Source organism: Methylobacterium sp. PvP105 (assembly GCF_017876975.1).
Classification (GTDB): Bacteria; Pseudomonadota; Alphaproteobacteria; order Rhizobiales; family Beijerinckiaceae; genus Methylobacterium; species Methylobacterium radiotolerans.
Genome location: NZ_JAGIPA010000001.1, coordinates 6547436 through 6571406 on the forward strand (window position 1 = coordinate 6547436; position 23971 = coordinate 6571406).

Genomic DNA, 23971 nt, shown 5'->3' on the forward strand with positions numbered 1-23971 from the left:
CTCGCAACGCAGCACATCCGGAAGGTAGGCATGGGACACGGACACGCGCACGGCGGCGGCCATGGGCACTCGCACGGCGGTGGCATCCCCTCCGGCTCGGCGGCCGCCCGGAACAAGGGGCGCCTCGCCTGGGCATTGGCGCTGACCCTCACGTACATGTTCGCCGAGGTGGTGGGCGGCCTGCTCACCGGCAGCCTGGCGTTGCTCGCGGACGCCGCGCACATGGTCACCGACGCGGGCGGTCTCGCCCTGTCGCTGCTCGCCATCCACTACGCGGGCAAGGCCCCGACGCCGGGCAAGAGCTTCGGCTACATGCGCTTCGAGATCCTGGCGGCGCTCGCGAACGCCGTCGTGCTGCTCGGGGTGACCGTCTACATCCTCTTCGAGGCCTACCGCCGCTTCGTCGAGCCGACCGAGATCCTCGGCTGGCCGATGATGCTGGTGGCGCTCGTCGGCCTCGGCGTCAACCTCGCCAGCATGCGACTTCTGTCGGGCGGATCGTCCGAGAGCCTCAACGTCAAGGGTGCCTACTTCGAGGTCTTCTCCGACATGCTGGGCTCGCTCGGCGTCATCGTCGCGGCGCTCGTGGTGATGTGGACCGGCGTTCGCTGGGTGGACCCGCTGGTCGGGGCCGGCATCGGGCTGTTCATCGTCCCGCGGACGTGGCGCCTGCTGAGCGAGGCCCTGCACATCCTGCTGGAGGGGACGCCCCCGGGCGTCGACCTCGCGGCCCTGAAGGCCGAGATCGAGGCGATGCCGGGCGTCCGGCGCGCCTACGACCTGCACGCGTGGACGCTCACCTCCGGGTTCGACGCGATGAGCGGCCACGTGGTGGTCGACGACCCCGCCGGCGGTCCCGCCGTCATCCGGGCCGTCCGCGGGCTGATGAAGGAGCGGCACGGCATCGAGCACGTCACGGTCCAGGTCGAGGACGAGGCGCTCGCGGCCGAGGGCGCGCACCTGCCGGTGTGACCGGGGGCGTCGGACATGAGCAAGAAATCGGAGCGGCTCCAACCCGACTGGACGTCGAGGCCACGCGGCAGGCGACGCGTCAGGCCCTACGTCCGCAAGGCCGCCAACCGGGCGATGGTGGTCTACTCGATGGGGATCGCTGTCGCGCTGCTTCTGATCATGGCCATGAAGGGCAGGTTTCATTGAGGTGCCCGTCGTGGATCGGGATGTGCTCCGGCGAGGCCGGCCTTTGTCAATCGCGCGCGGGCGCACGGGAGGTTTCGGGGGCGATGCGAGGCGATAGATCATGAACAGCGAGCAGACGCATCACTTCGCGGTGACCACCACGGCGATGATCGCGGTATTGCGGACATCCACGATAGCGATGATGCATCTCGTCATGCAAAAATTGCCGCCTCACGAGCGGGAAGTGGTCTTCCGCGAGATCGCCAGCACGATCGGCGACCTGCCCCCCGACTACACCCAGGAGAGCCCGGTCGGGACGAGGTTCTACGAGGAGGTGGTGGCCGAGGCGCCGGAGCTCGCGAAGGCGTTCGCGCGGGACCTGCGCCGGACCTTCGACCGAAAGGATCCCTGACGCCGGGGGCCCGGTGCGGCCGGCCCGCGGCTCCCGGAACGGCGAAGATCGCCGCGCGACCGCCTTCCCGCCCCGCCGGGCGGACCTCGGTCCGATCGGGGGATGTCTCGGGGGGACGGCCCTCGGAAGTGCCATGAGGATATCGATGGGTTCGAGGGACCGACGTTCTCGGCGGCGCCGTTCCGGCAGCCGCGTCGATGGTGGGCCCGGGGAGCCCGCGCGGCCGGCCCGGCCCGCCACGGCCGTGCTCCTGGCGGGCGTGGCCGCAGCGCTCGGCGTCCCCGAGGCGGCCTTCCGCGATGGCTCGGCGGCGCTGGCAGAGCACGCCGAGACGGCCGCGATGTTGCAGGCGTGGCAGGGCCTGCGCCACCGGGCGGACCGCCAGGAGGTCCTGGCCCTCGCGCGCGCCCTGGCGTTGGCGCCCCCTGGCGGGCCGGGCCAATGACGACTCCTGTTCGGGGCCGCGGCGGACCGGCATCGCGGGCGACAGCTCGCACCAGCCCCGGCCGGCCGGCTTCGGAACGACATCCCAGAACCGAGCGGCGACGTTGAAGACGTTGCGCCCGCTCGCCGCCTCGCCGCCTCGCCGCGGACCGTGACCGCCGGACGCTCGCCGACCAGGGGCATGCCGCCTGCGCGCACCGCGGGGCCGACACGGACCTTCGACAGGTCGACGACCGAGTAGAGTTCGATCTCCAGGTTGTCCCGCCCGACCGCGGCCCCAGGGTCGACGCGGCGCTCGACGATCTTGCCCGCGATGTGTGAGCGGATCTCCTGACGCTCGCACTGTGCCTCCGGCTGGTTCGACAGGCGTCGATCTCGGCCGTGCCCGGGCCCGGGAAGATGAGCTTGCGCCGGGCGGCGTCCTCCCTGACCTTGAGGTCGGGTAGCTCGCCTGCGAGCGCAGGTACTGCCGCTCGGACATGATGCGCTTGGCACAGAGGACCTTGTCGCGCTCGAACACCGGCCTCCGGGGGGCGGCGGACACCCTGGCGACGGGGTGCTCGCCCTTCGATTCGGTGATCTCGCGGCCGTCGAGCGGGGTGACGACCTCGCCCTTCGCCATCCGGTCGCCGCGGCCCATGCGCAGCCTGGCGACCTCGCCGGTCGTCTTCGCCGTGATGGGCGCGGCCGGCATCCTGCGCCCCGAGCCGCCACGTCGCGATCAGGAAGCCGTCGGCGATGGTCAGCGGCGCGGGGAGGGGACGCCTGAACATGTCGATGCCATGGGCGGTCGGCCGCAGGCGTGGGCGCGCGGTGCCGCCGTTCGAGTGCAGGTACCGGACAGGCTTCCTCACGCCCTCAGTGGCTCGAACGGCTCCCGGACCCTGCCAGCGGCATGCACGGGCCGGTCGCCGACCGGGAACGTCGTGGCCGTCCAGGCGGCGCCCCCGGCGGCCGGAGCGAGAACGGGCATCGCGTCCTGCGCGCGGGATTGGGCGTGGTCGGCCAAGTCGTCCTCGGCATGCCGGCCCGCGCCATGGTCGTGGTCGGCGAACGCGTGCACGACAGGCGTCGTAGCCCCACGACGACCATCGACCATCGTCGGCATGACCAGGACGGCCATCGGCGCGAATGCGAGGGCCGCCGCCATGAGACGCCGCCACGAGGACACCCGACCCCCCTCTCTCGGAGCGAGCCAGCCGACGCCGGAACGTCGATTTCCCTTCTCATATCCTATCCGGGGGGATAGCACGTCGACATGGAACGTGCGCACGCCTCCCACCCGGACATCGTCAAGCGCCTGAGGCGCGCCAACGGCCACCTCGCCGGCGTCATCGCCATGATCGAGGAGGGCCGCGCCTGCGTGGACCTCGCGCAGCAGCTCCACGCGGTCGAAAGCGCCATCGCCAGCGCCAAGCGCGTCCTCATCGAGGACCACATGGAACACTGCATCGGCGACGGGGTCGGGGACGGCGGCACGACAGCCAAGGCCGCGCTCGCCGAGTTCAAGGCGCTGGCGAAGTACCTGTGAGGCTCGCCCGATGCTGAGCGTCCTCGCCGACCGTACCTACCGGCACCTCTACGCCGCGCAGGTCATCGCCCTGATCGGCACCGGCCTGCTGACGGTCGCACTCGGGCTGCTGGCCTATCGCCTCGCAGGCCCGGAGGCCGGCGCGGTGCTCGGCATGGCGCTCGCCATCAAGATGGTCGCCTACGTGCTGGTGGCGCCCGTGGCGAACGCATTCACCGGGCGGTTGCCGCGTCGCGCCTTCCTGGTTTCGACCGACCTCGTCCGCGCCGCCGTCGCCCTGATCCTGCCGTTCGTCGGCCAGGTCTGGCAGGTCTACGTCCTCGTCTTCGTGCTTCAGTCCTGCTCGGCCGCCTTCACCCCGACCTTCCAGGCGACCATCCCGGACATCCTTCCGGAAGAGCGCGACTACACCCGGGCGCTCTCCCTCTCACGGCTGGCCTACGACCTGGAGAACCTGCTCAGCCCGGCGCTCGCTGCGGTCCTGCTGACCGTCATCGACTTCCACTGGCTGTTCGAAGGGACCGTGGTGGGCTTCCTGTGCTCGGCGGCGCTCGTCGTCTCAGTCAGCCTGCCGAGCCCGAAGTCGACCGAGCGCCGCGGGATCTATGACCGGACCACGAGGGGTCTGCGCATCTACCTCGCCACGCCCCGCCTGCGCGGGTTGCTGGCCCTGAACCTCGCGGTGTCGGCGGCCGGCTCGATGGTCATCGTCAACACAGTCGTGATCGCGCAAGCCATCCTGCACCGGCCCCAGAACGACGTCGCCGTGGCGCTCGGGTTGTTCGGCGGTGGCTCGATGGTTGCGGCCCTGCTCCTGCCGCGGGCGCTCGACCGGCTGCCGGACCGGACCGTGATGCTGCTTGCGGCGGGTCTCCTCGGCGTCGGGCTGCTCGCCTTCGCCGCGACGACCTGGGGAGGCGTGATCGGCTGGCCGATGCTCCTCACGACCTGGCTCGTGCTCGGGGCTGGCTACTCCGCCGCCCAGACCCCGACCGGGCGGCTGCTCCGGCGCTCGGCCACGCCCGAGGATCGGCCCGCGGTGTTCGCGGCGCAGTTCGCCCTGTCTCACGTCGCTTGGCTCATCACCTATCCGCTCGCGGGGTGGCTCGGCGCAGAGGCCGGCCTGCCGGTCACGCTCGCGGTCCTGGCTGCGCTCACCCTGGCGGCCGTCGCGGCGGCGGCCGTGCTGTGGCCCGCCTCGGATCCGGACGTCGTCGAGCACGCGCATCCCGACCTCTCGCCCGACCACCCCCACCTTGCGGGCGCCGGCCGGGGCCGGCACGTCCACGCCTTCGTCATCGACGACCTGCATCCCCGGTGGCCGACGGCTAGGCCGGGCTGAGGCCGGCACGCACCGGGCGCTGCCGGCGGAACGCCAGGGCGCCGGTCCCAAGCCGTGCGCCCCATGCCGTCCACCGGGCGGGCCGCCGGCTGCGGGGAGGCTTGCTCGTCCCCGACATCTGCGTCTGACCGCGGTCTGCCGCAACGGCTGCGCATCCCGGTGGCCAGGCCGGCAGCCGCCCTGCGCGGGCCGGGCGGTGCTGCGCGGGACCGATGGGCGGGCGGCCAACTGTTCCGTCCTCGCATCCCGAAGCGCGCCGGAAGCGCGCCGCCGTTGCGGCCTGGCGGCGTCGTGGCGTCCGGGACCGTCGTTCGGTCAAGCCACCGAGCCACACTCCGACTCGGCCATCGGGTGCCGCCCGGCCTTGGCCGGGTGCGCGGTGGCCCGGGCCACGGCCCCGGGTGTCGGGCGCTTCGCCGCTCCCCACGAGATGCTGAAGGTCCGGCGTGGATCGGCTCGGACCGCATTCCCCTCGGTCGCCTGACGAGCCGAGCCGCGCGTGGCGTCCCAGGAAAGGGGCGGCACGTCCCCCGAGTGGCCATCCAACCCCATGACGCGCATCGAAGTCTCGCCCGCGAAGGACTTGAGCGTCCACGACCAGCGGGGGGACGACGATGCGTCCGTCCACGGGATCCCGCCCCGGGGCCGCGACGACGGGACGTTTCAGATGCCGTGTTTCCGCGCGCCGGGAATGGGCCGCGCCGCAGCGGCGGCGATCCGTTGCCTTGTGCCAAGAAACCGCGCGCGGCATCCTCAACACGGCTCATCGGTGGCCTCAGATCATGCGGCGGACGCGCGCGATCCCGGTCCCAGACGAGCATGACCGGAGCGGCTTCGGCGACATCACGCCGGTCCCGCCGCCGCCCGAACCTCGTGCGGCCCTCGCCGCCGAGGTCGCCGCGGCGCCGGTGTCGCTGCGGCAGCGCGCTTTCACGGACACGGCGACCGCCGCCGAAGGCAGGGCCGGACTTCAAGGGACCCCGGTTCCTGGCCGGAAAGGGAACGTTCCGCGTATGCCCGATCTGGGAGGATGGGTGAGCCGCCAGATCAGAATTGCTCGGAAGCGATCGCACGCCAGAAGCCTCAGGTGAGGGGTTCCAGCTGTCGCCGGATCTGCAGCTCACGCCGGGCCTACTCTCGAACGTCGTTTCGTGTGGCGGGATTTGCGATCTTGCGGTTCAGGCTATCGGTCGTATGGCCTTCGAAGGGTCGTTCCGACGTCCAACGTCGGCGGATCAACCCGATCATCGACTGCTTGGTCATTCTCGCCTTCGCGCCGGCTGGCGCTTCCCCATCCACTCGCAGGCAGCGCAATGATCGTAGCCGAGGCCGGTGTGATCACCCCCGGATTCCGGTCGGCGTCCACGACCCGGGAAAGGCGGCCTGCCCGCTTCCGACCCAACCGAGCCGCCGAGAGCGCTGGCAGCTCCCCTCATAAGCGGCTGTCCTTCTCGGCGTGGGGGCCGGGTGGAAACGGGTTTCGGTGTGTCGGTGCGAAGTTGTGACAGCGCGCGCGGTGCCGCGTGCGCTCACACGCGGAGGGCGGCGTGGACGGGGACCGGTGCCAAGGACCGCCATCACCCGCTCCGGACCGTAGGCCAGGACCAGGAAGCCCATCTCGGTCGCCTCGTTTCTCAACCGGCGCATCCGGAAGTGCATCGCCCCCATCCAACCTCAGGGAGTCCCGAACCGCGATCGCGAGGCCAAGGTTACCGGTGCCTCCCCTGGCGGCGATGGCCCTGCCCGACTGCGCGGTCCCGATGTAGGATCGGTAGGTTTCACCGTTCGGCCGCCTTCCCGGTCCGCGACCTCGCGGTGGGCGTCGAGGGCGACCGCGCGGCCCGCGTCGGTCCGCAGTCCGTGCCACAGCCGCAGCATTCGTCAGGACCGACCGCTCGTGGCGTCGCCCTGGGGTCGAGAACCGCTCGCGTCCGTTCATCGCGCGCGGGGAGCACGGCCGGACCATGCGACGATGATCTTCGTGACCGACGCTCGCGGGCGATGCGTCTACGCCTGCCCTGAGTGGGAGGCACTCACCGGCCAGCCAAGCACGGAGGCCCTCGATCGGGGGTGGGTCCTACGCGTTCACCCGGACGACCGCGGCACCGCCACCGGCATTCTCGATGAGGCCCTCGCGAGCGGGGCGGAGTTCAGCATCCGGTATCGCCTGCTCAAGCCCGACGATACCCCGCGCTGGGTTGGGGCGGGTGGCGTGCCCTCGTTCGGCATCGAGAACGGCGCGTTCATCGGCTATCTCGGCTCGATCACCGAACTGGCCGGGGGGGCCACCGATACGATCGCGGCCTATGGCAACGTCGGTCGGTTCGTGCCGCCCCCACCCCACCCGGCGACCATGCCGATCGACACCCTCGACCTTATCGCCGATCACTTGATCATCACCCATTCGCTGATCGAGGAGGACGACGGGGCGAAGGCAGCGCTGCCGGGCGCGCGGATCGCCCTACTTGAAGTTGGCCTTGCCCTTGCCGCCCGGATGCGGATGCAAGGCCGGTCGCTGAACTGACCGACCAGGACAGAACCCGCGTCGCGGCGGACTGGATGCGGTCACCGGACACGAAGACCCACCGCTACCCCTGGCCCTCCTGCGAACCGTCGCATGCGGCCTCGGTCGCCGGCCCGGACGGCGGCTCATCCGGCGCCTCGGCGCCCGCCGCAGCGGCCTCGACGGCGGACAGCACGCGATGGCGCGTCACCGGGTCGGAGATCGCCGCGAACGCCCTGACGAGCCTTGCCGTCTCCGGATGGCGCAGCAGGTCGAGGACCGGCGATACGCCCTCGATCGAGCCGACCGTTCCGACGAAGAAGGTCGCGACCGGGACGCGCAGCCGATCCGCGATGGCTTGCAGGCGATCGGCGCCGGTCCTGTAGCCCACCGCCCCGTCCGCTGGTCGGCGCCGAACGGAGGCATGGGACGCGGGGCCGAGAGCTGTTCGGTCCGCTCCATGAGCGGTCGGCGTTTCGGCGACGCCAGTGCTGGTCGCGCATCCACCGGTCGGGCGTTTAGTGGTGGGGCGCCACCTCGACTTCGGCTCGGTCGTCATGTGCGGTGGGGACCTACGGGCGATGGCCGAAGCCTGCCGCCCCGACAAGGTTCTCAAACCGCACCACGCCGGATGGAGTTTCGTGCAGCGCAACAATCCCAGCGTGCGTCTGTGGCATGGCCCGGTCGTTCGGCTTGGCGGCACGTCCACATCCTGCGTCGCGTCGATGGGTGGGGAGTGCCGCAACGTTCGGGGCCCCGGCCCCATCTGGAGCGGCCGCCTGCGTGCCCGACGTCCGAACGGCCTGGCAGCTCTCCGATGCGTGCGCATCCGCCTCGGCAGGCCCGAGCCGGCTGCGGCTGCGACGGTCAGCGAGAGGTCCCTTCGGTTCAAGGACGGACACCCTGAACGAGGGGTCGACGGTGGAATGCCGATGTCACCGCCAGCGAGCCGTCGACGATCCGCCATGAGCCCCCGGGGCTCGGCGAACCTGTCCACCGACCCGCGTCCGGTCGAGCGAGGGGCCCGCGGACAAGGCTTTGCGGGTTCCTCGGGGGGAATCCGGGCGCGGGCCGGTCGACGGCTCGGATCGCGCGTCGCTGCGCCCATGACAGTCCGCAACCTCCGGCGAACACCATCGGCTGAGCCGCTTCCACGCTGCCGGTCGTCGGCGCCGCGGTCGAACGGCGCCGGGGTCGGCCGGCGGCCCCGACGGCGGGCTCGGATCGATGCCGGACGCTGGGCCGGGGCCTCGCGCCGTTCCGCGGCGCCCTATGGCGCTGCGCGGCGGCGGGTTCCTGGCAACCGGTCGGCCACGGCCCCGGCGGACGGGCGCACGACCGGTCGGGAGCCCACTCCAGGCCCGGGTCGCGGCGGCCGTCTCCGCCGTGTGGCCGGCGTCGCGCGCGGGAGGGTTCCGACGTCCTCCCTGCGATAGAACGTCGGGCCGCCGGGCGACCCGGACCCGAAGGCCGGCCCGATCCCGGACCGCGACAGCCTCCGCGCCATCGCCGCCGCAGACGTCCCCTCGGCGCGCGCCAGCTCGCCGGCGGACACGAAGCCCTGCCGGAACTGCGCCCAGTCCGCGCGCGCCACCTCGCGCCGGTGCCGGTTCCGGAAGCCGCAGGGCGCGCGGCGCAGCCCGAGCCGGCCCGACGCGACCAGGGACCTCGCGAGCCCGCGGTCGCCGACCCGGGCCACGACCTCCGTCCAGGGGACGTCGTCGCTGGGCGCCCGTTGCAGCGCCGCGACGTCGGCGACCCGGAGGACCAGGCCGGGGAGCCCGGCCCGGCCGCGCACCCGTCCCCGGGGGGCAAGGCGGCCGTCCAGGACCGCCCGCACGATCGAGCCGATCGACGACATGCCGCGCCGCGCGGCCTCCGGCAGCGGGGCGCAGCCCGCGGGCACGTCGCGCAGGCGCGGCACCCCCGTGAACACCCCGACGGCGAGCCGCTCCACGGCGGCCCGGTCGAACCGGTCCTCGCGGACCTCGCGCCCGTGCCGGGGCAGGACAGGGACCAGGCAGCCGGCGGACACGACCGAGGCCATCCCTTCGTTGGTCAGGCCGAGCGCCCGCCGCGCCTCGGCCGACCAGCACGTCGCGGCGGCGAGGTCGGCCAGACGGGCGCAGTCCGCGGCGGCGTAGAGCGGTATCGGGCTCGGCCCCGGCGCCGGGACCGCCCCGAGAGACGCGAGCAGACGCTCGACGGTCGCCTTCTCCAGGCCGGTAACCCTGCTGAGACGGGCGACCGTCCCGAGGACCGGCTCCGTGACGGGCCGGCCGAGCAGGTCCCTGCCCGGTTGAAGGGGCAGGGACGCGATGGCGTGCGCGCGGAGCGCCTCGCGGACCGGCCCGTAGGCCGGGTCCCGCTCGTCGTGCACGAGCCAGCCGTAGAGCCGGCCGTAGGCCACGCCGGGGGTCAACTCGTCGCGGTCCGGCCGGGCCGTCGCCACCAAGCCGTCGAGGAAAGAGCGGAACGGCGAGGGGCCGCCCTCGAACGCCGCCATGCCGGCGGACAGCAGCGGGCCGGCGTCCACCAGCCTGGCGTCGCTCCGCGCGCGGCGTCCGTGGAGGCGCATCGCGCCGACGCGCTCGACGAGGGGGATGGCGGCGGCCAGCGACAGCGCGTCGAGCAGCGGGACCCGGCGCCGTCCCCCGAAGCCGAGGCGTCCGAGGACGTAGGTCTCGCCGGGGAATCCGGCCTCGCAGGGTGTGGTGGCGGGATCCGGCATGCCGGCGTCCCCCGCCGCCGCCGCGGCGAGGTCGGTCCCGTGCCGGGGGCAGCGCCGGAGGGAGCGGACGTCCCACCAGGCCCGGCGGAACGCCCGGGGGGGCGGCGCGTCGAGCCGTGCCGCGTCCTCCGCCTCGCACGCGCGGCAGCGTCGCCGGGCCGGGGGCGACCAATCGGCCCGCGCGACGATCTCGTCGCCGAGCCGGACCGTCGCGCCCTCGACCACGAAGGTGGCGGCCCGCAGGGCGCCGGCGTCGACGCCGGCCAGCGCGGCGACCCGGTCCGTGTCGCGCCCCGCCACGACCGACCTCCAGTCCAGGCCGTTGGCGGCCGCGAACGCCGCCGGGCTCCCGGCCCCGTACCGCCGCGAGAGGCGTTCGAGCAGGGCGTAGGCCGGCTCGCCGCTGCCCGGCGCCAGGTGCAGCGGCAGGCGGGCCGCCGGCTCGGGCCTACTTGCCATAGCTCGGCTCCGGGACGCCGCCGGTCCCGCGCAGGCGGGTCAGGTCGCCCCCTGCCGGCGTCGCCGGGCGCCGGAGCGCCCTGCACACCGCGTCGGGTTTCATGAGGAACGGGTTGGCGCCGTCGCCGCGGCGACGCCAGCGCTCGTAGGCCACGGCGAGGGTGTCGTCGACGCAGTTGTGACCGGCCTTGAACGACATCTCCGCGGCGAGGTGGATGAGCTTGGACGCGAGGCCGACATAGCCGTCCGTCGCCAGCCGGAAGCGGTCGACCTTCTCGGCGAAGCCGCTTCTTGCCCGGAAATGCAGGGCCACGAGTTGGTCGTCGTAATGATTGAGGAAGTCGGCGAACTCCTCCCGGGCGGCCTCGCCGGCGAACGGCGTCATCGGCAGCTTCGCGCCGCGGCGCTCGAATTGCTTCCAGCGATCGAAGAAGGTCATGACGGACGGCTCGCCCGCCAGCACGAGCTGGATGTCGGTCTCGTTCAGGAGCGTCTTGAGGGTCTCGGACACGGTGCGCTCGTGCCTGTCCGTGCGCGCCAGGTTCACGATGTGCTGGAACTCGTCGATCTTGACCACCCGCACCCCGCGCGCCTGCGCGACCTTGACGAACTGCCGCATCAGCATCGGCTCGGACGGCCGGTCGCTCGCCTCGTACCCGGCCACCTGCGACAGCATCTTGACCAGGAGCGCCTTCATGCGGCCGGGCGAGGGCGCGTCCAGGCGCAGGACCGGCAGGGGGTCCGCCCAGCTCGTCTTGACGTCGGGGAAGTCGACCGCCGTCAGCTCGCGGTCGAGGACCCAGCTCTTGCCCGCCCCGGCCTCGCCGCCGATCACCAGGACGTTGCCCCGCTCCCGCCGGCGCGCGCGGTCGCGCAGCAGGCGCATCTCCCGCTGGGCCTCCCCGTACGCCACGGTGGGGACGTGGATGCGTTCCCGCATGGCCAGGACGAAGGCGTCGAGCCGGGCGGCGTTGTGCGGCGCGTCCCAGTTCGTCCTGCCGCCCCCCGCGGGGCCGCCGGGCGCGGCCGCGCCGGAGGGGGGCGCGGATCCGGGGACCGGCTCGCGGGAGGCGTGGGCGTCGGGCGTCATGGCGTGTGTCATGGGTGTCGTCCTCAGTCGTAGTATTGCGAGCGGGTGGCCACGGAGCCGCGGCGGGCCGGCGCGCCGGCAGCCTCGGCGGGGGAATGCGTCGCCGCGGCGGACGGTGCCTCGGCCGCCTCGGGCGTCGGCAGGGCCGCGACGGCACGGGCCGGCCGGGCGGCGTCGGCGAACTTCTGCTTCCCCCTGCCCAGGGGCTTCCCGGCGCGGTCGTCCCGGCTGGCCCGCTCGAACATCTCCACGCGCGCGTCCGCCAGCGTCTCCCGACGGACCCGCTCGGATTCGGGCGTACGCTCCTTCGACCGGTTCCTGAGCCGCTTCCACATGTCGAGGTCGAGGCCCTCGATCAGGTCCGGCTCCTGGCAGGTCGCCCGGATCTCCACGTTGGGCTCGACCGTGTCGTCCCAGACGGTCATCGTCGTCAGGTCGAGCGGGTCGAGCGCGCACCGCCACTTCCGCTTGCGTCCGTGGAGCTCCCGCAGGCGCTCCAGCTCGGCGCAGTCCCAGTGCAGTTCGAGGTACTCGATGCCGGTGTCCTGGATCGGCTTCAGCAGCGGCAGGGCGGTAGCCACCACGACGTCGCGCGCGCTGGGCGGCATGTCCACCCCGAGGGGCGACATCTCCTGCCAGACCTCCATCGGCGTCCTGTGGAACAGCCCGCGGTGGTTCTTCTGATGGTAGTAGGCCGCCACCCAGATCGCGAACAGCACCCTGATCTCGCCCATGGTCATGCGGGCGCGGTCGTGCGGGCGGTAGTCGCCGCGCCGCTCCGGGCTTCCGAACGTTCGGCCGGGCATCGTTGCGAAGTTGCGCTGGACCTCGCCGAAGAAGCGCTCGACGCGCCCCTTCTCCCAGGGCGCCCGCCGCGGGCAGTAGAGCAGCTCGAAGCCGAGCTTGGCCGCCGCGGCCTTCAGGGCGAGGCTGTGGAACTCCTTGCCGTTGTCGAGCCTCAGGACCTTCGGCATCCCGAAGACCGGATTCACGACCGCGCGCCCGTTCACGCTCACGTCTGCCTTCGCCGAGAGCATGCTGCGCAGGCACAGCATCACCGACACGTACGAGGGGGGATCCAGCGAGATCGACCATCCCACCACGCATCGCGTCGCCGTGCAGATGGCGAGCGTCAGCCAGGGCCGCCCGGCGATGCCGCGCTTTCGCCGATGGGAGCCCTCCTCGGTCTCAAGCGGTTCGCCGCCGCGGTCGCGCACGACCGTCACGTCCAGGAGGACGTGATCGATCTCGATGACCTCGCACGCCTTCTTTGGCGAGGCCCGGCGCCGCTTGGCGTCGAAGCGCATCGCCGCCTTGCGCGGCTTGAGCCGGGCCTCGGCGAGCTCGCGGGCGCCGAAGCGCCCCGTGACGAAACGGTGGAGCGCCGTCTCCGTGAGCGGCGTGAGCCTGTCGCCGGTCTCCCGGTTGTGCTGCTGGACGCGCCCCGCCACGTACTCGTGGAGCAGGCGGATCGTCGGCCCTTCCTCCTGGCGGTAGAAGGTCCTGACGGCTTCGGCCATGAGGTCGACGAGGGCGGGCGCCAGCTCCCTGGGCTTGCGCCCCTTGCGATCGTCGAGCCGCACCAGGGCGGAGGGCTCGCGGCCGGACCGCTCCCAGCGCCGCATCCAATCCCGCAGCGTGGGGGCGGACGGCGTGGCCTCGGCCCTCGCCTGCTTCCGCGCCGCGGCGTCGGGCAGGAGGCCCGGGACGCCGGCCCGGCGCCGCCTGAGGCTCGCCACCGCCCGGGCCACGGACGCGTACCGGCGTGCGTTGCGCCGGAACAGCGTTCCGTCGCCGTTCTTCCGGCGCTCCTCCAGCCCGTCGATCGTCATGACGTAGTCCAGGCGGCGCTCGGCCTCCGCCTGCCTGTGGTCGGGGAACTCGGACAGGCTCCGCCGCAGGTTCTCGCGGATGCCGGCCGGCAGGGCCGGGTGCAGCTGCCTCGGGATCACGAACTTCCCGGAGAAGTAGAGCGACGCGATCTCCTTGGATCCGTGCGTCACCGTGCGCCCGTCCACCTCGCTCCGGAACACGCAGCCGGCCTGCTCGCGCGACATGTACGTATGCGTGACGTCCTCGATCCTGACCGACGAGCCGAGGGGGAAGTTGATGAAGGGCACGATCATGGGTCGCTGCCGACTTGCTGGGCGGTGGGCGCGGGAGGGGATCGACGGCGACGGGTGCGGTCCGGGCGGCCGGGACGGCCCGCCGCCGGGACGGGCGATCAGGCGCGCCGGTCCCGCTCGGCGCGCCGGGCGGCGCACAGCAGCAGGGCGATCGCCCGTGCCGGCCGCGCCATCTCGCGCTCGGTCCAGACGACGAAGCCGATCCCCCGGGCGTGGAGGGCCTCGCGGACGGCCCTGTGACGCGCCATCGTCCCGGGCCGACGGGCGAGGCGCCGCGGCTTGACCTCGACGTAGGCGATCCCGAGCGCGGTCAGCGCGCCGAAGTCGGCGGTGTATCGGCGCGGCGTCCCCGCGTCGTCCCACGACTCGGAGGCCGGTTGCTCCAGGTAGTCGGAGACCTCCCGCGCCTCCTCCAGCAGGATCGCGGCGGTCCGTTCGAGAAGGCTTTCGTAGGCCACCATCCGCCCCGTCTTCCTCGACGGCCGGAAGCCGCTGAAGGTGTCGCGGCGGCCGGTCACCAGGCGGCGCCGCAGGCGCCGATAGCCGGGGGGCGGCGCCGCGGCGGCCGGATCCGCGGCGAACGCGCCGCGCCAGGTCGCGAGGGTGCCGGCCGCCTCCTGCGGCCGAGGCCGACCCTGCGGGAGGACAGCCGGGGGTGTCCCGGAGACGGCCGGGCCGGGCCGCCCGCCGTCGGGGGCGGCCGCGACCGTCCGGTGGCCCGAGACGTTGCGGCACCAGGACGCGACCATCCCCGCCGGGGAAACGGCGACATGGATCCCGGTCGCCCGCTCCCGGAACAGGTATCCGTCGGCGATCGCCCTGACGAACTCATGGGTTTCGGCGGCGAAGGGGGTGGCACACATGGCGTGTCTGCTCTCGGTCATGGCAAGATCCTGGATCGGCGGCGGCGATCCCGAGGGTGGGGGCGGTCGCGGCCGTTCCGTCGGGGCGAGGTAGGCCCCGGCATGCGATCCGGGGCGCGGCGGGCGGCGCCCCGCCGACCGACGGTCGGCGCAGGCGGGACTGCGGCGCGGTCAGCCCGCGGTCGCGGCGATCTTCTCGCCGTCCGGTCCGAGCCACCGCCGAAGATGTTCGGCGAGGCCGCGGATGCCGGAGATGCCCATGTGCGCCGCGACCTTGCGCAGGACTCGTTCGGACGGATTCCGCTGAGACGCGCCGGTCGGCACGTAGTGGATGCTGACCCCGAGGGCGTGCGCCGCCTCGCGGAACGACGCGCTATGGAACTCGCGGGCGTTGTCGACCAGGACGGCGGTGGGGGCGAGGGCCGCGAGTCCGATCACCTCGACGCCCGCGGCGGACACGCCGCCATGGAGCAGGCGCACGAACTCGCCCGCTTCGAGGGACCGTCCGAGCGCGGCCCCGAACGGGCGCCCGCCGCGGTCCCACGCGAGGGCCAGGTCCGCCGTTTCCCCCGAAGCGTCCCGCAGGCGGACGATGTCCATGCGAACCGCGCCCTCCGGAAGCCGGGGGTCGGGGCGTCGCGCGCCGTCGATCCTGCCGAAGCGCCGCGGGGCATCCGCAGGATCGACGGCCGGCTCGGCCGCGCGTCGATGCGGGGCTTGGCGGGAGCGGCGCTGTTCCGGGATGACCGTGCGCGCGGGCGTCGTCATCGACACGACGCCGTGATCAGGCGTCGTGCCGGGCTTCGCCGGTCTCGCCGGCCCCATGACGTCCGGCAGCTGTGCGCCGTCGCCCATCCGGACAGGCCTGACGGGCGTCGCCGTCCCGCGGCTGCGCAGCACCGGGATCAGAGCGGCAGGGTCGCGGCCGGCGCTTTCGTACCGGCGGCACCATGCGGCCACGGTCCGGGGGGCCGGCGGCTTGCCGCCGACCTCCGCCGCGACCTCCGCGACGACGGCGGCGACCCTGGTCAGCGCAGGCCGCCGGGCCAGGCCTCGCATCGCGCGGACGTAGACGAGTCGCCGTTCGACTTCGGCGGCGAGACGCTCGCTGGGGGCGGGCGCGGCGTGGCGGGTGGGAAAGTCGTTCTGGGGGGGCATGGATCTTCCTTGCCTGGCGGCTTGCGGGACGAGCGGATGCCGGGCGGGCACGGGGCGGCCGCCGACCGGCGGCTTCGGGCGCCGCTGCACGGGCGGACCCGTGCGGGTCGTCGTCGTACCGCCGCGGCCCAAGGGGGACGCTGACGGACGGGGGCACATCGGGGACGGGCGGGCTCGCGCGGCGTCGAACGGCTGGCGCCGGCGGGGCGAACGTGCCGCCTGGATCCGGCTGACCGGGGCGGCCCCGACCGGAGAATGCGACCAGGACAGGTCGCCATGCCCGCGGTCGGGCAGGGATGTATGTTTGGGGGAGGGTTGAGCGCGGACGGGTGTCGCAGCGACGCTCACGGTCGTAATACATGCGAGAGCGGATGTATGCAAGTGAGAAAATGCGCTAAGGTCCGCAAGACTGTGGATAAGGCGTTTTGTACATCGTTAATACTATCTAAAGATCGACAAACGGCGCGGCCGGCTTCGTTCGCGTCCGGTCGCGGGGAGAAGCGCGCCGGCGTCCCGCCGATCGGCTCGGTCGAAGCTGCGCGACCCTTCGGAAGCGGGCGGCCCCGCGTACGGTCCGCCCGTCGAAGCGGCGCCGCCCGATCGATTGATCGACCGCCACCGCGAGGCTCGCCCGCACACTGCGGCGATTCCGGGCCTTGCCCGTCGCAGGTCGGACCGCGTCGACATCGGCGGCGGTGAAGAAGCAGGAGCCGCGGGCGTCGGCCAGCCATGCGTGGGGCATGGTCGGTCCGCGGGCCCGGCCTCTCCTTCGCCGACGTCAGACCGCGCAGCCGTGCTCCGGCCGGTTCCGCGGCGGCGCGGGCATCCCGGGCGACGGACGGATCCTCCGCGGGATGGCGCTTCAGGTCGCGGCGGAGCCGCGCCAGGGGAACTCCCACACGCCCTCCGTGCCGGCCATCTCCGGCCCCGTGGGCTGGCGGATCCCGTCGTCGGCCCGGGCCTCCGGCCGAGCCCCTAGCCGTTCATGACGATCTGCCAAGCGGCCGCGCCGGGGCTGACTTCCGGGCTGACCGCGCCGCACGGTTCGACCCCGTGGAAGCCGTTTTCCATCATGAGCAGCAGGCCGTGGGACTCGCCGTCCAGGGTGAAGACTTCCCAGACACGGATCGCGTCGCCGGCGCTGTGCCGGCGGGCCTCGTAGACGGGATGCGTGGGCCAATCGACCACCGGGTCGAGCACGACGGTGACGGCGGAGCCGGCACGCGTGTCGTCATCGTATTCGTCGGGGGCCATCGCGCGAACGAGGCCGCGCCGATCCTGTCGCGCCAGGTCGACGTCCGCGTCCCATCGCTGCGGCCGATCCACGACCCGCATGGGTCCGTCCAGGGGGAACAGCGCGACGCCGCCCGCATCCCGCGCCACGGCGAGGCGGCGTCCCGCCATCGTCACGAGCACCCGCGTCACGTCCGCGCCACCGCCTCGCCGAACGGTCGCGGTCTTGTCGGACTCCAGCGCGCGAACGATCTCCGCGGCCCGATCCGAGGTCCGCCGGTTTTCGCCGTGATCGATCGCGAAGGTCGACGTTCCCGACGCGACAGCGCGCCTCACGCGCTCGAATGCCTCCAGCCGATCGCGATGCAGCGGCGGTCTTCGGGGGATCTGAGTGGGCTCCGGCATAGTTGGTGACTCCTGGTGCGGGATGGTCGGCACCCGCATTCCCCCGCGTGGCCAGGCGCCTGGTCCGACTATGGCCAGGGCGGAAACGGGGTCAGGGACGCCGTGAGCGAGCCGGTTCCGAAGGTGGCGCGATGCGTAGGCGCCGCGGCCATGGGCCGATCCGCGTCTGGCCGCGCAGGCCCTGTGGCGGTTCCGGGTCGGGGGGCAGCAAAGCCGTTCTGGCCGACGTTGGCGATCGCGGATTGAGCGGATGGTTAATGGGCGGCCAACTCCAGGACTTCGCTGGCTGGGCCGCGCGCCTGATAGCCGATCCAAAGATCCGCTTTCGGACATCTAAGTTCCACGTCGGGTCAGCCTAGAGTAAAGCGGGCCGCCATCACTTGATGACGGCCCGCTGCCTTTGAGCGTGGGCGGCGCCCGAATCAGCCGTCACCGGCGTTCGTCGCTGAAGGTTTTTTCGATCTCCTTTGGACGAGCGTCCCGGGTCACCTTCCCCTTGTCGGAAGGAGAACGTCATGAAGTCCAAGGAAATCATCGAGCGCCTGGCAGCCATGCCGCCTCGGCCGCCGGGGGTTCCTGCCGTGCCGCCCATCGAGCTGGTCGCGATGGTGACCCGGATGGGACGAAGCCTGAGACAGTGGAAGAAGGAGACCCTGGCCGATTTCGCCTGTGTCTCGTTGTCTACGATCGAACGCGTCGAGCGCGCCGAGCCGGTCGGCGTTGAAAGCCTGGACAGGGTCGCCCTCGCGCTCGGCTATGAGAAGGGGGCCTTCACGGCCGCCCGCATTCCCATTCCACGCGAGCAGGCCGCCGCCGAGTTCGTCGAGGAAATGGGTAACCTCGAAGCGGTTCCGGTACGGCCCTTTCTGACGCACCGGCAGGTCCGGATGGTCGCCGGCACGCAGGCGTTCTTGATCCATCGTCCGGAACTCGGGCCCGCCTACGACGCCGACGTCGAAGCCCTGACGGAATGGATCGATCTGGTTTCATGGGTGATGGGGCCGCATTCCATAGGCGGCGGCGAGTTCAACCGCAGGCGGGATCTATGCGGGAATGTCCTTGCATCGGTGTCCGAGTTGCGAAGGAGAGGCGTGACCGTGCTGGTCGCCGTGATGGAAGCCCCTATCCCCGGTATCCCGGACTGGAAGGTCGCGATCATCTCGCTGACCCCCCGTCTCTCGGATCCCGGGGCCACCAACCGGCGGACCATCCTCGTCGACAGGCGCTTGGTCCAACCAGGACCGGGATATCTGCCCCACCTCGCCTAGGCCGACGACCGAAACCCTTCCGGTTTGGGAACAAACCGGGTCCAGGGAGCATGACTCGCGACCTTGGCCGCTAGCCAAACGGGGGCAACGATGCGCGCCCGCGCTTCCTTATCCACACGGAAGGCCGTCCCCCGGCCCAAGGCGGCACGGCCGCCGGCGCGCACGACGAGGCCGTCCGGGCAGCCCGGCAGGAAGGAAAAGTCCGAGGTCAGGATCTTCGTGTCCTACTCGCACATGGACGCCGACGCGCGCAGGAAACTCGAAACGCATCTGGCCCCCTTGAAGGGCGACAACGTCTCGACTTGGTTCGACGGCGACATGAACGCGGGCGACAAGCTCGATACCGCCATCGCCCGGGCACTCAGGAACGCCCACGTCTTCGTCGGCCTGCTGAGCCCCGACTACCTGGCGAGCCACTACTGCTGGAAGATCGAGTACAGGCGCGCCATGAACCGGCGTGCCCGCGGCACAATGCGGGTGGTCGCCGTCGTCGTCCGGCCCTGCGACTGGAAGTCGACCCCGGCCGCAGGCTTCAAGCTGCTCCCGGAAGACGGGCGGGAGGTCACCCGCTGGCGCAGTGCGGATGCCGCCTATCTCAATGTCGCTCAGGGCATTCGACGCGTAGTGGCCGCCGTCCGACGGGAAATCGCGGCGGCTTCGCAGCCGGCCAAGCCGAAGCGGGCCGCCGCCAAGGCCACGGCGAAGGCGGCCGCCAAGGGTTCGGCGCCGCCGAAGGCGAAGAAGCCACGTGCCCGGGCGAACGTGGCACGCAAGCCTTCCAAAGCGGGCACCAAGACCTGATCCGCCCCGCGGCGGAGGTAGCCTAGACGTAGCCCGGGTTCGGCTGCGCCCAGATCAGCTGAAGTGTGTTCCCCTTGACCTCGATCTTCAGGGCCGTGAGGTCCTCCAGCGCCTGAGCCATGCCTGCGACGGCCGCCTTCCCGAAGCCGTAGGCCGGGATCTCCAAGGAAGGCCGCTTGCACTCGGCCATCGACACCGCTTCCTGGACGATCTGGCCTATATTCGTCTCGACGAAGTCGACGCCGGCGTCCCGGCCATACAGCTTCACGTCGCGGAACAGGTGGTGGACGCCGCCGTCGCGCGACATCTGCAGGGAGGCGTTCGACATCGCCCGGCGGTGGGTGTCCTGAACCTTGGCCTTGATCTCCGTAGGCGTCACGGGGTTCTCCCTTGGCGTGGGTCAAATGGTTGACCCGTGCATTGAAAGCGTGGCGGCCAGCCATCACGTCACGCCTAGTTGGTGACGGAGACTGCCGATGACCAAGCCAGGAAACATCTACGTGGAGCCGCGCGAGGACGGCGACTTCGCCGTGCGCCGCGAGGGATCCAAGCGCGCGAGCGCCATCACGCCGACCCAGAAGGCGGGGATCGAGCGGGCTCGCGAACTGGAGCCCGACAAGAAGCCGAACGTGGCGCGGGTCCGGAACACGAAGGTCGGCGGTCCCGACCAGTTTCGGAAGACCCGATAGTCCACGGCCGTCGGATCGCGACCTTCGTCAGCGAAGGGTTGCGCTCTCGTCAGGTTCGAGATGCCGGTCCGCTCCGCCGGGACCGCCCGACGAGACGTGGCCATTCAAGCGCTCCAGATGCTCGAAGACATGCTCGAAGGCGGCCGTGATGGCTGCCTCGAACGAGCCGTCCGCCTTGCCCCGGGCCTGCTTCAGGCCGCTGAGCAGTTCGCGATGCTTTTCGGTGTCACTCGACATGATGCGTGCTCCCGCCGGGCAAACCGCCCGGTCCTCGAAGCCAAGTTCTCGCGTATCGTCGGGTTCCGGACGGTGGATGAAGCGCGCCAATCAGGAGCGACAGCCTTCGCGACGCTTCCCGCCGGCGGGAGGTCAAACGCTGTTTTTCGGATCGGGACCGCACACGCGCCATAGGGCGGCAGCCAGCCCGACATTCCCCAGTGCGGGTACCCGCGAGCGCGCCGACCGCTACAGCGAGCGGAAAGAACGGGAGCCCGAGCGCCTGAAGGCGGTCGTCGCCGACATCGGCTTCGTGAAGCGTTGAGGAACCGTCCGGCCCGATCACGCTGCCCCTTCCCGATCATGCCGCGATCGGGTCAGGTTTCGAACGGGACGATACGATCGGGGGCATCGGAGCATGGACGAACCGGATAACGGGGCAGCAGCCGCGCCGAGCCCTCGCGACGAAGCCGAATTCCATCGGTTCACGCGCCTTCAGCTCTCCTGCTCCGATTTCGCGCAGGCCATGAGCGCGGCCACCTTCCTCCTGCAGGAACTGGAAGACGACGTCGTCTACGGCCTGCCGGCCTGGCGGAAGTTCCGTTGCTACGAGACAACGATGGTCGTGGCCTACGCACGACCGTTCTCGCAATCCAAGGGACGGGTCCCGAAGCTCGGCTGGAAGGCGCTCGGCGTCGAACTGTCCTCGGCCGAATTGGCCCTGCACGAGAAGGTCGTCGCCCATCGCAATAGTCTCTACGGGCACTCCGACGCCGACGCCGTGGAACTACGGATGCTGTATCTCCACGAGGTGTTCAATCACAACGGCGCGGAGATGAACCTGTTCATGCCGCGGTTCGAGGAGCGGCCGCGCTTCGACCTCGATGAGATCTTCCGCATCTACGAGCTTTGCTCGAAGCTGAACCACCATGCCTTCATGGCGTGTCAGGATCTCGGCAAGCAGTTTCGCGATCGCTTCGAGCCCCTGCCCATGAATTTGAGCGATCCCGATTGAGCGGTTCGCTGGCCGGCGGTCACAGAGAAACGCCGGGCGGATCCGTCGTCTGCGCCCGAATATGCCGGCGCGGATAAAGTCGGCACAATTCCGGCGGGCCAGCCGGCAACGACCGTGGCCGCTTCGCTCAAGCTGGGGGAGCCGCTTCCCTGGCGCGGCCGAGCGTCGGGAACGTGCCGCGCGAGAATCCCGTCTCGCCGCGCTCGAAATACCAGCCGTGGCTCACCCGCACCGACATCTTCTTGTGCAGTGTCCTCGGCGTCAGCGGCTCCCGGCGATCCGCCGCCCCGCGCACCGTCGCCGGCTTCAGGAGCCGGAGGATCTGCGCCGCGGTCATCGTGCCGGAGGCGCGCAGGATCTCGTAGATCTCCCGCATGACGCGGTCCCAGAACTCCTCCGACCGGCCCCGCTCCAGCCGCGCCTCGGCCCGCGTGACGCTCTCGCGCAGCCCCGCGATCTCCGCCTCGGCCGCGTCCAGACGATCCAGCGCCTCGGCCAGCAGTTCCTCGCTCGCACGCACGGTCACCGCCAGGTTCTCGCGGTCCCGGGTCAGCCGCGCCGCCGCCTCGGCCTGCGCCGCCGCCCAGAGATCCCCCGCCACCTTCGCCAGCGCATCCTGCAGCGGCACCGGCAGCTCTTTGATCTTCAGCGCTGGCGCGTAGCCCTTCGCCGCCTTCCACTCCGCCAGCGCCGGCCCGACCTCACGGTTCGAGCCGCCCTTCTTCAGAAGCGGGATCAGCGTCCGCAGCGACACGCGTCCGGTCCTGGCTAACAGCCCGTCCGCCGCCCTGAACAGTTCCTGCTTCCGCTGCTCATTCATGGCCCGCCCCCCGCCACGCCACGAGCATCACCCAAGATGGTTAACGAGCCTATGGATTTCGGTAGCAAATCATGGTCGCGTTACCGCTACCGCTACCCCACCGAGTCGCGCTCCTTGCGCCCCGGGACCGTCCAGGGAATAAGGACCGCCCCGACCCAGGAGCCCGCCATGATACGCATCGGTCGTCCCACGCCCCCCTAAAACCCGGAGCGCGAGACCACCTGCGTCGAGCCTCCGCCAAGCGCGCGAGGCTCTCATGCCCCCTCGGATCCTCTTCTCAAGCGACCATCATTTCGCGCACCGGGCCACCCTTGGCGACCGGCTGGGCCTGCGACGCCCCTTCGACACGATGGAGGCCCATGACGAGGCCCTGATCGTGCGTTGGAACGCCGACGTCCGCCCGGGCGACACCGTCTGGCACCTCGGCGACTTCTGCTACCGCTGCTCCGAAGCCAAGGCCCGGGAGATCTTCACGCGACTGAACGGCGCCAGGCGCTATCTCGTTCGCGGCAACCACGACCGCATCGGCGCGCGCCTGCCCTGGGACGGCATCTTCGACGTCGCCCACGTGCAGGTTCCGCTGCCGGACGGGTCTGTCCAGGGCGTGTGGTGCAGCCACTATGCCCACCGAGTCTGGCCCCGAATGCACCGCGGCGACATCCATCTCTACGGCCATTCCCACGGCACGCTGCCCGGCACCGCGGCGAGCACCGACGTCGGCGTGGACTGCTTCGGCTTCCGCCCGGTCACCCTGGACGAGATCCGCATCCGCCTCGCCGAGAATGCCGCCAACGACGGGAGGGCGCCATGACGCAGAAGCTCTGGGTCTTCAGCGACCTCCATCAGGAATGGCCCGAGAACGCCTGGGATCCGGCGGCGCACGCGCCGCCCGACGGCTTCGACGTGGCCGTCGTCGCGGGCGACGTCCATACGCCGCTCGTGCGCGCCTTCGACTGGCTCGCCGAGCGCCTGCCCGACGTGCTGGTCGTCTACGTTCCGGGCAACCATGTCTTTTGGTGGGACCGGGGCGAGGACCGCTACACGCTCGTCGACCAGCTGTCCCGCGGCCGGGACGTCACCGCGCGCCACGGCATCCACCTGCTGCTCGACGACGCCGTCGTCATCGGTGGCACGCGCTTCGCCGGCGGCACGCTCTGGACCGACTTCCGGCTCGGCCCCTTCGGGCTTCACGCCGCCATGCGCGCCGCCCAGGGCCGCGGCGGCATGAACGACTATCGCCGGATCCGGAACGGGCCGCGGTCACGGCACCGTGTCGAGCCGGGCGAGATCCTCGCCCTGCACAGGAAGACGCGTGTATTCCTGGAGGCGACGCTCGCGACGGCGCACGACGGCCCGACGGTCGTCGTCACCCATCACGCGCCGCAGCCCGACAGCCTGCCGCGTCCGCACGAGGATCTCGGCTGGTGCTACACCTCGGATCTGCGTGACCTGATCCACGCGTGCGGCCCGGACCTGTGGGTCCACGGCCACATCCACCGGAGCGTCGATTACCACGTCGGCCGGACCCGGATGGTCTGCAACTCGCGCGGCCACCACGAGGAAGCCAGCGGCTTCGAGGATGGTCGCACCATCGACCTGCCTTGATCGGCCACCGGAAGGTCAGCAGGGCCGCGCACTCCGAAGACGCACTTCGGGGAGAAGAGGACACGCCCGACGTTTCGAGCTTGGCGGCGAATCATCTTGAGGTAGCATTGCTCGAACGCGACA

24 protein-coding genes and 1 pseudogene are annotated in these 23971 nt (G+C 71.6%); 14 read left to right on the forward strand and 11 right to left on the reverse strand.

Annotated features, from left to right (window positions below):
• Positions 1 to 30: 30 nt before the first annotated feature.
• The 4 genes from J3A75_RS31745 to J3A75_RS31760 all read left to right on the forward strand — a co-directional run bounded on the left by J3A75_RS31745 (position 31) and on the right by J3A75_RS31760 (position 1994).
• On the forward strand, positions 31 to 972 hold the full coding sequence (locus J3A75_RS31745; RefSeq protein ID WP_043075180.1) for a cation diffusion facilitator family transporter: 942 nt from the start codon (positions 31 to 33) through the stop codon (positions 970 to 972).
• 15 nt (positions 973 to 987) lie between these two features.
• Positions 988 to 1158: a hypothetical protein gene (locus tag J3A75_RS31750; RefSeq protein ID WP_159392781.1), complete on the forward strand. Its 171-nt coding sequence runs from the start codon at positions 988 to 990 to the stop codon at positions 1156 to 1158.
• A gap of 100 nt (positions 1159 to 1258) precedes the next feature.
• Positions 1259 to 1549, forward strand: a complete 291-nt coding sequence (locus J3A75_RS31755) for a hypothetical protein (protein ID WP_024828429.1) — start codon at positions 1259 to 1261, stop codon at positions 1547 to 1549.
• Positions 1550 to 1808: 259 nt separating this feature from the next.
• Positions 1809 to 1994, forward strand: a complete 186-nt coding sequence (locus tag J3A75_RS31760) for a hypothetical protein (RefSeq protein WP_160532428.1) — start codon at positions 1809 to 1811, stop codon at positions 1992 to 1994.
• An 849-nt stretch (positions 1995 to 2843) separates the two neighbouring features.
• On the opposite strand, the gene J3A75_RS31765 is transcribed toward J3A75_RS31760, so the two are convergent.
• Positions 2844 to 3143: a hypothetical protein gene (locus J3A75_RS31765; RefSeq protein ID WP_071000283.1), complete on the reverse strand. Its 300-nt coding sequence runs from the start codon at positions 3141 to 3143 to the stop codon at positions 2844 to 2846.
• Positions 3144 to 3251: 108 nt separating this feature from the next.
• On the opposite strand from J3A75_RS31765, the gene J3A75_RS31770 reads away from it, so the two are divergent.
• The 3 genes from J3A75_RS31770 (at position 3252) to J3A75_RS31780 (ending at position 7390) form a co-directional block, all read left to right on the forward strand.
• A complete protein-coding gene (locus J3A75_RS31770) occupies positions 3252 to 3524 on the forward strand; it encodes a metal-sensing transcriptional repressor (RefSeq protein WP_024828426.1) in 273 nt (90 codons plus the stop codon).
• A gap of 10 nt (positions 3525 to 3534) precedes the next feature.
• Positions 3535 to 4866 (forward strand): MFS transporter, encoded by a 1332-nt coding sequence (locus tag J3A75_RS31775; protein WP_071000284.1) that lies wholly within the window; start codon positions 3535 to 3537, stop codon positions 4864 to 4866.
• Positions 4867 to 6838: 1972 nt separating this feature from the next.
• On the forward strand, positions 6839 to 7390 hold the full coding sequence (locus J3A75_RS31780) for a PAS domain-containing protein (RefSeq protein WP_043075177.1): 552 nt from the start codon (positions 6839 to 6841) through the stop codon (positions 7388 to 7390).
• A 64-nt stretch (positions 7391 to 7454) separates the two neighbouring features.
• Here J3A75_RS31780 and J3A75_RS31785 read toward each other — a convergent pair whose 3' ends face one another.
• From J3A75_RS31785 to J3A75_RS31815, 7 genes are all read right to left on the reverse strand, one after another.
• Positions 7455 to 7760, reverse strand: coding sequence for a hypothetical protein (locus tag J3A75_RS31785; RefSeq protein ID WP_024828423.1), 306 nt, complete (start codon positions 7758 to 7760; stop codon positions 7455 to 7457).
• An 879-nt stretch (positions 7761 to 8639) separates the two neighbouring features.
• Positions 8640 to 10559, reverse strand: coding sequence for a TniQ family protein (locus tag J3A75_RS31790; protein ID WP_071000285.1), 1920 nt, complete (start codon positions 10557 to 10559; stop codon positions 8640 to 8642).
• A complete protein-coding gene (locus tag J3A75_RS31795; protein ID WP_083374423.1) occupies positions 10549 to 11661 on the reverse strand; it encodes a TniB family NTP-binding protein in 1113 nt (370 codons plus the stop codon). Before J3A75_RS31795 ends, J3A75_RS31790 begins: the two co-directional genes overlap by 11 nt.
• Before the next feature lie 11 nt (positions 11662 to 11672).
• Positions 11673 to 13775, reverse strand: coding sequence for a DDE-type integrase/transposase/recombinase (locus J3A75_RS31800; RefSeq protein ID WP_071000286.1), 2103 nt, complete (start codon positions 13773 to 13775; stop codon positions 11673 to 11675).
• A 98-nt stretch (positions 13776 to 13873) separates the two neighbouring features.
• Complete coding sequence (locus J3A75_RS31805) at positions 13874 to 14659, reverse strand: hypothetical protein (RefSeq protein WP_071000287.1); 786 nt, start codon at positions 14657 to 14659, stop codon at positions 13874 to 13876.
• A 150-nt stretch (positions 14660 to 14809) separates the two neighbouring features.
• A complete protein-coding gene (locus tag J3A75_RS31810) occupies positions 14810 to 15796 on the reverse strand; it encodes a hypothetical protein (protein WP_071000288.1) in 987 nt (328 codons plus the stop codon).
• Between the two features lie 975 nt (positions 15797 to 16771).
• Entirely contained in the window at positions 16772 to 17434 is a 663-nt protein-coding gene (locus J3A75_RS31815) for a hypothetical protein (protein ID WP_071000289.1), read from the reverse strand.
• Between the two features lie 515 nt (positions 17435 to 17949).
• On the opposite strand from J3A75_RS31815, the gene J3A75_RS31820 reads away from it, so the two are divergent.
• Both J3A75_RS31820 and J3A75_RS31825 read left to right on the forward strand, forming a co-directional pair.
• On the forward strand, positions 17950 to 18702 hold the full coding sequence (locus tag J3A75_RS31820; protein ID WP_043075270.1) for a hypothetical protein: 753 nt from the start codon (positions 17950 to 17952) through the stop codon (positions 18700 to 18702).
• Positions 18703 to 18921: 219 nt separating this feature from the next.
• Positions 18922 to 19503 carry a toll/interleukin-1 receptor domain-containing protein gene (locus J3A75_RS31825; protein ID WP_043075269.1) on the forward strand — a complete coding sequence of 194 codons (582 nt, stop codon included), beginning with the start codon at positions 18922 to 18924 and terminating at the stop codon, positions 19501 to 19503.
• 22 nt (positions 19504 to 19525) lie between these two features.
• On the opposite strand, the gene J3A75_RS31830 is transcribed toward J3A75_RS31825, so the two are convergent.
• On the reverse strand, positions 19526 to 19882 hold the full coding sequence (locus J3A75_RS31830) for a hypothetical protein (RefSeq protein ID WP_043075268.1): 357 nt from the start codon (positions 19880 to 19882) through the stop codon (positions 19526 to 19528).
• 97 nt (positions 19883 to 19979) lie between these two features.
• Between J3A75_RS31830 and J3A75_RS31835 the strand changes: the two genes are divergently transcribed.
• Positions 19980 to 20192 (forward strand): DUF2188 domain-containing protein, encoded by a 213-nt coding sequence (locus J3A75_RS31835; protein WP_043075267.1) that lies wholly within the window; start codon positions 19980 to 19982, stop codon positions 20190 to 20192.
• Between the two features lie 27 nt (positions 20193 to 20219).
• Here J3A75_RS31835 and J3A75_RS31840 read toward each other — a convergent pair whose 3' ends face one another.
• Positions 20220 to 20429, reverse strand: a complete 210-nt coding sequence (locus J3A75_RS31840; RefSeq protein WP_043075266.1) for a hypothetical protein — start codon at positions 20427 to 20429, stop codon at positions 20220 to 20222.
• Between the two features lie 208 nt (positions 20430 to 20637).
• On the opposite strand from J3A75_RS31840, the pseudogene J3A75_RS31845 reads away from it, so the two are divergent.
• A pseudogene (locus J3A75_RS31845) lies at positions 20638 to 20733 on the forward strand (arsenic resistance protein ArsH); the annotation flags it as partial.
• Between the two features lie 93 nt (positions 20734 to 20826).
• Entirely contained in the window at positions 20827 to 21423 is a 597-nt protein-coding gene (locus tag J3A75_RS31850; RefSeq protein WP_052517016.1) for a hypothetical protein, read from the forward strand.
• Positions 21424 to 21550: 127 nt separating this feature from the next.
• On the opposite strand, the gene J3A75_RS31855 is transcribed toward J3A75_RS31850, so the two are convergent.
• Positions 21551 to 22243: a DNA-binding protein gene (locus J3A75_RS31855; RefSeq protein ID WP_083374424.1), complete on the reverse strand. Its 693-nt coding sequence runs from the start codon at positions 22241 to 22243 to the stop codon at positions 21551 to 21553.
• 256 nt (positions 22244 to 22499) lie between these two features.
• Here J3A75_RS31855 and J3A75_RS31860 point away from each other — a divergent pair, with 256 nt between their 5' ends.
• Positions 22500 to 23054 (forward strand): metallophosphoesterase family protein, encoded by a 555-nt coding sequence (locus J3A75_RS31860; RefSeq protein WP_043075265.1) that lies wholly within the window; start codon positions 22500 to 22502, stop codon positions 23052 to 23054.
• Positions 23051 to 23848, forward strand: a complete 798-nt coding sequence (locus J3A75_RS31865; RefSeq protein WP_043075264.1) for a metallophosphoesterase — start codon at positions 23051 to 23053, stop codon at positions 23846 to 23848. Before J3A75_RS31860 ends, J3A75_RS31865 begins: the two co-directional genes overlap by 4 nt.
• The last annotated feature ends 123 nt before the right edge of the window (positions 23849 to 23971 follow it).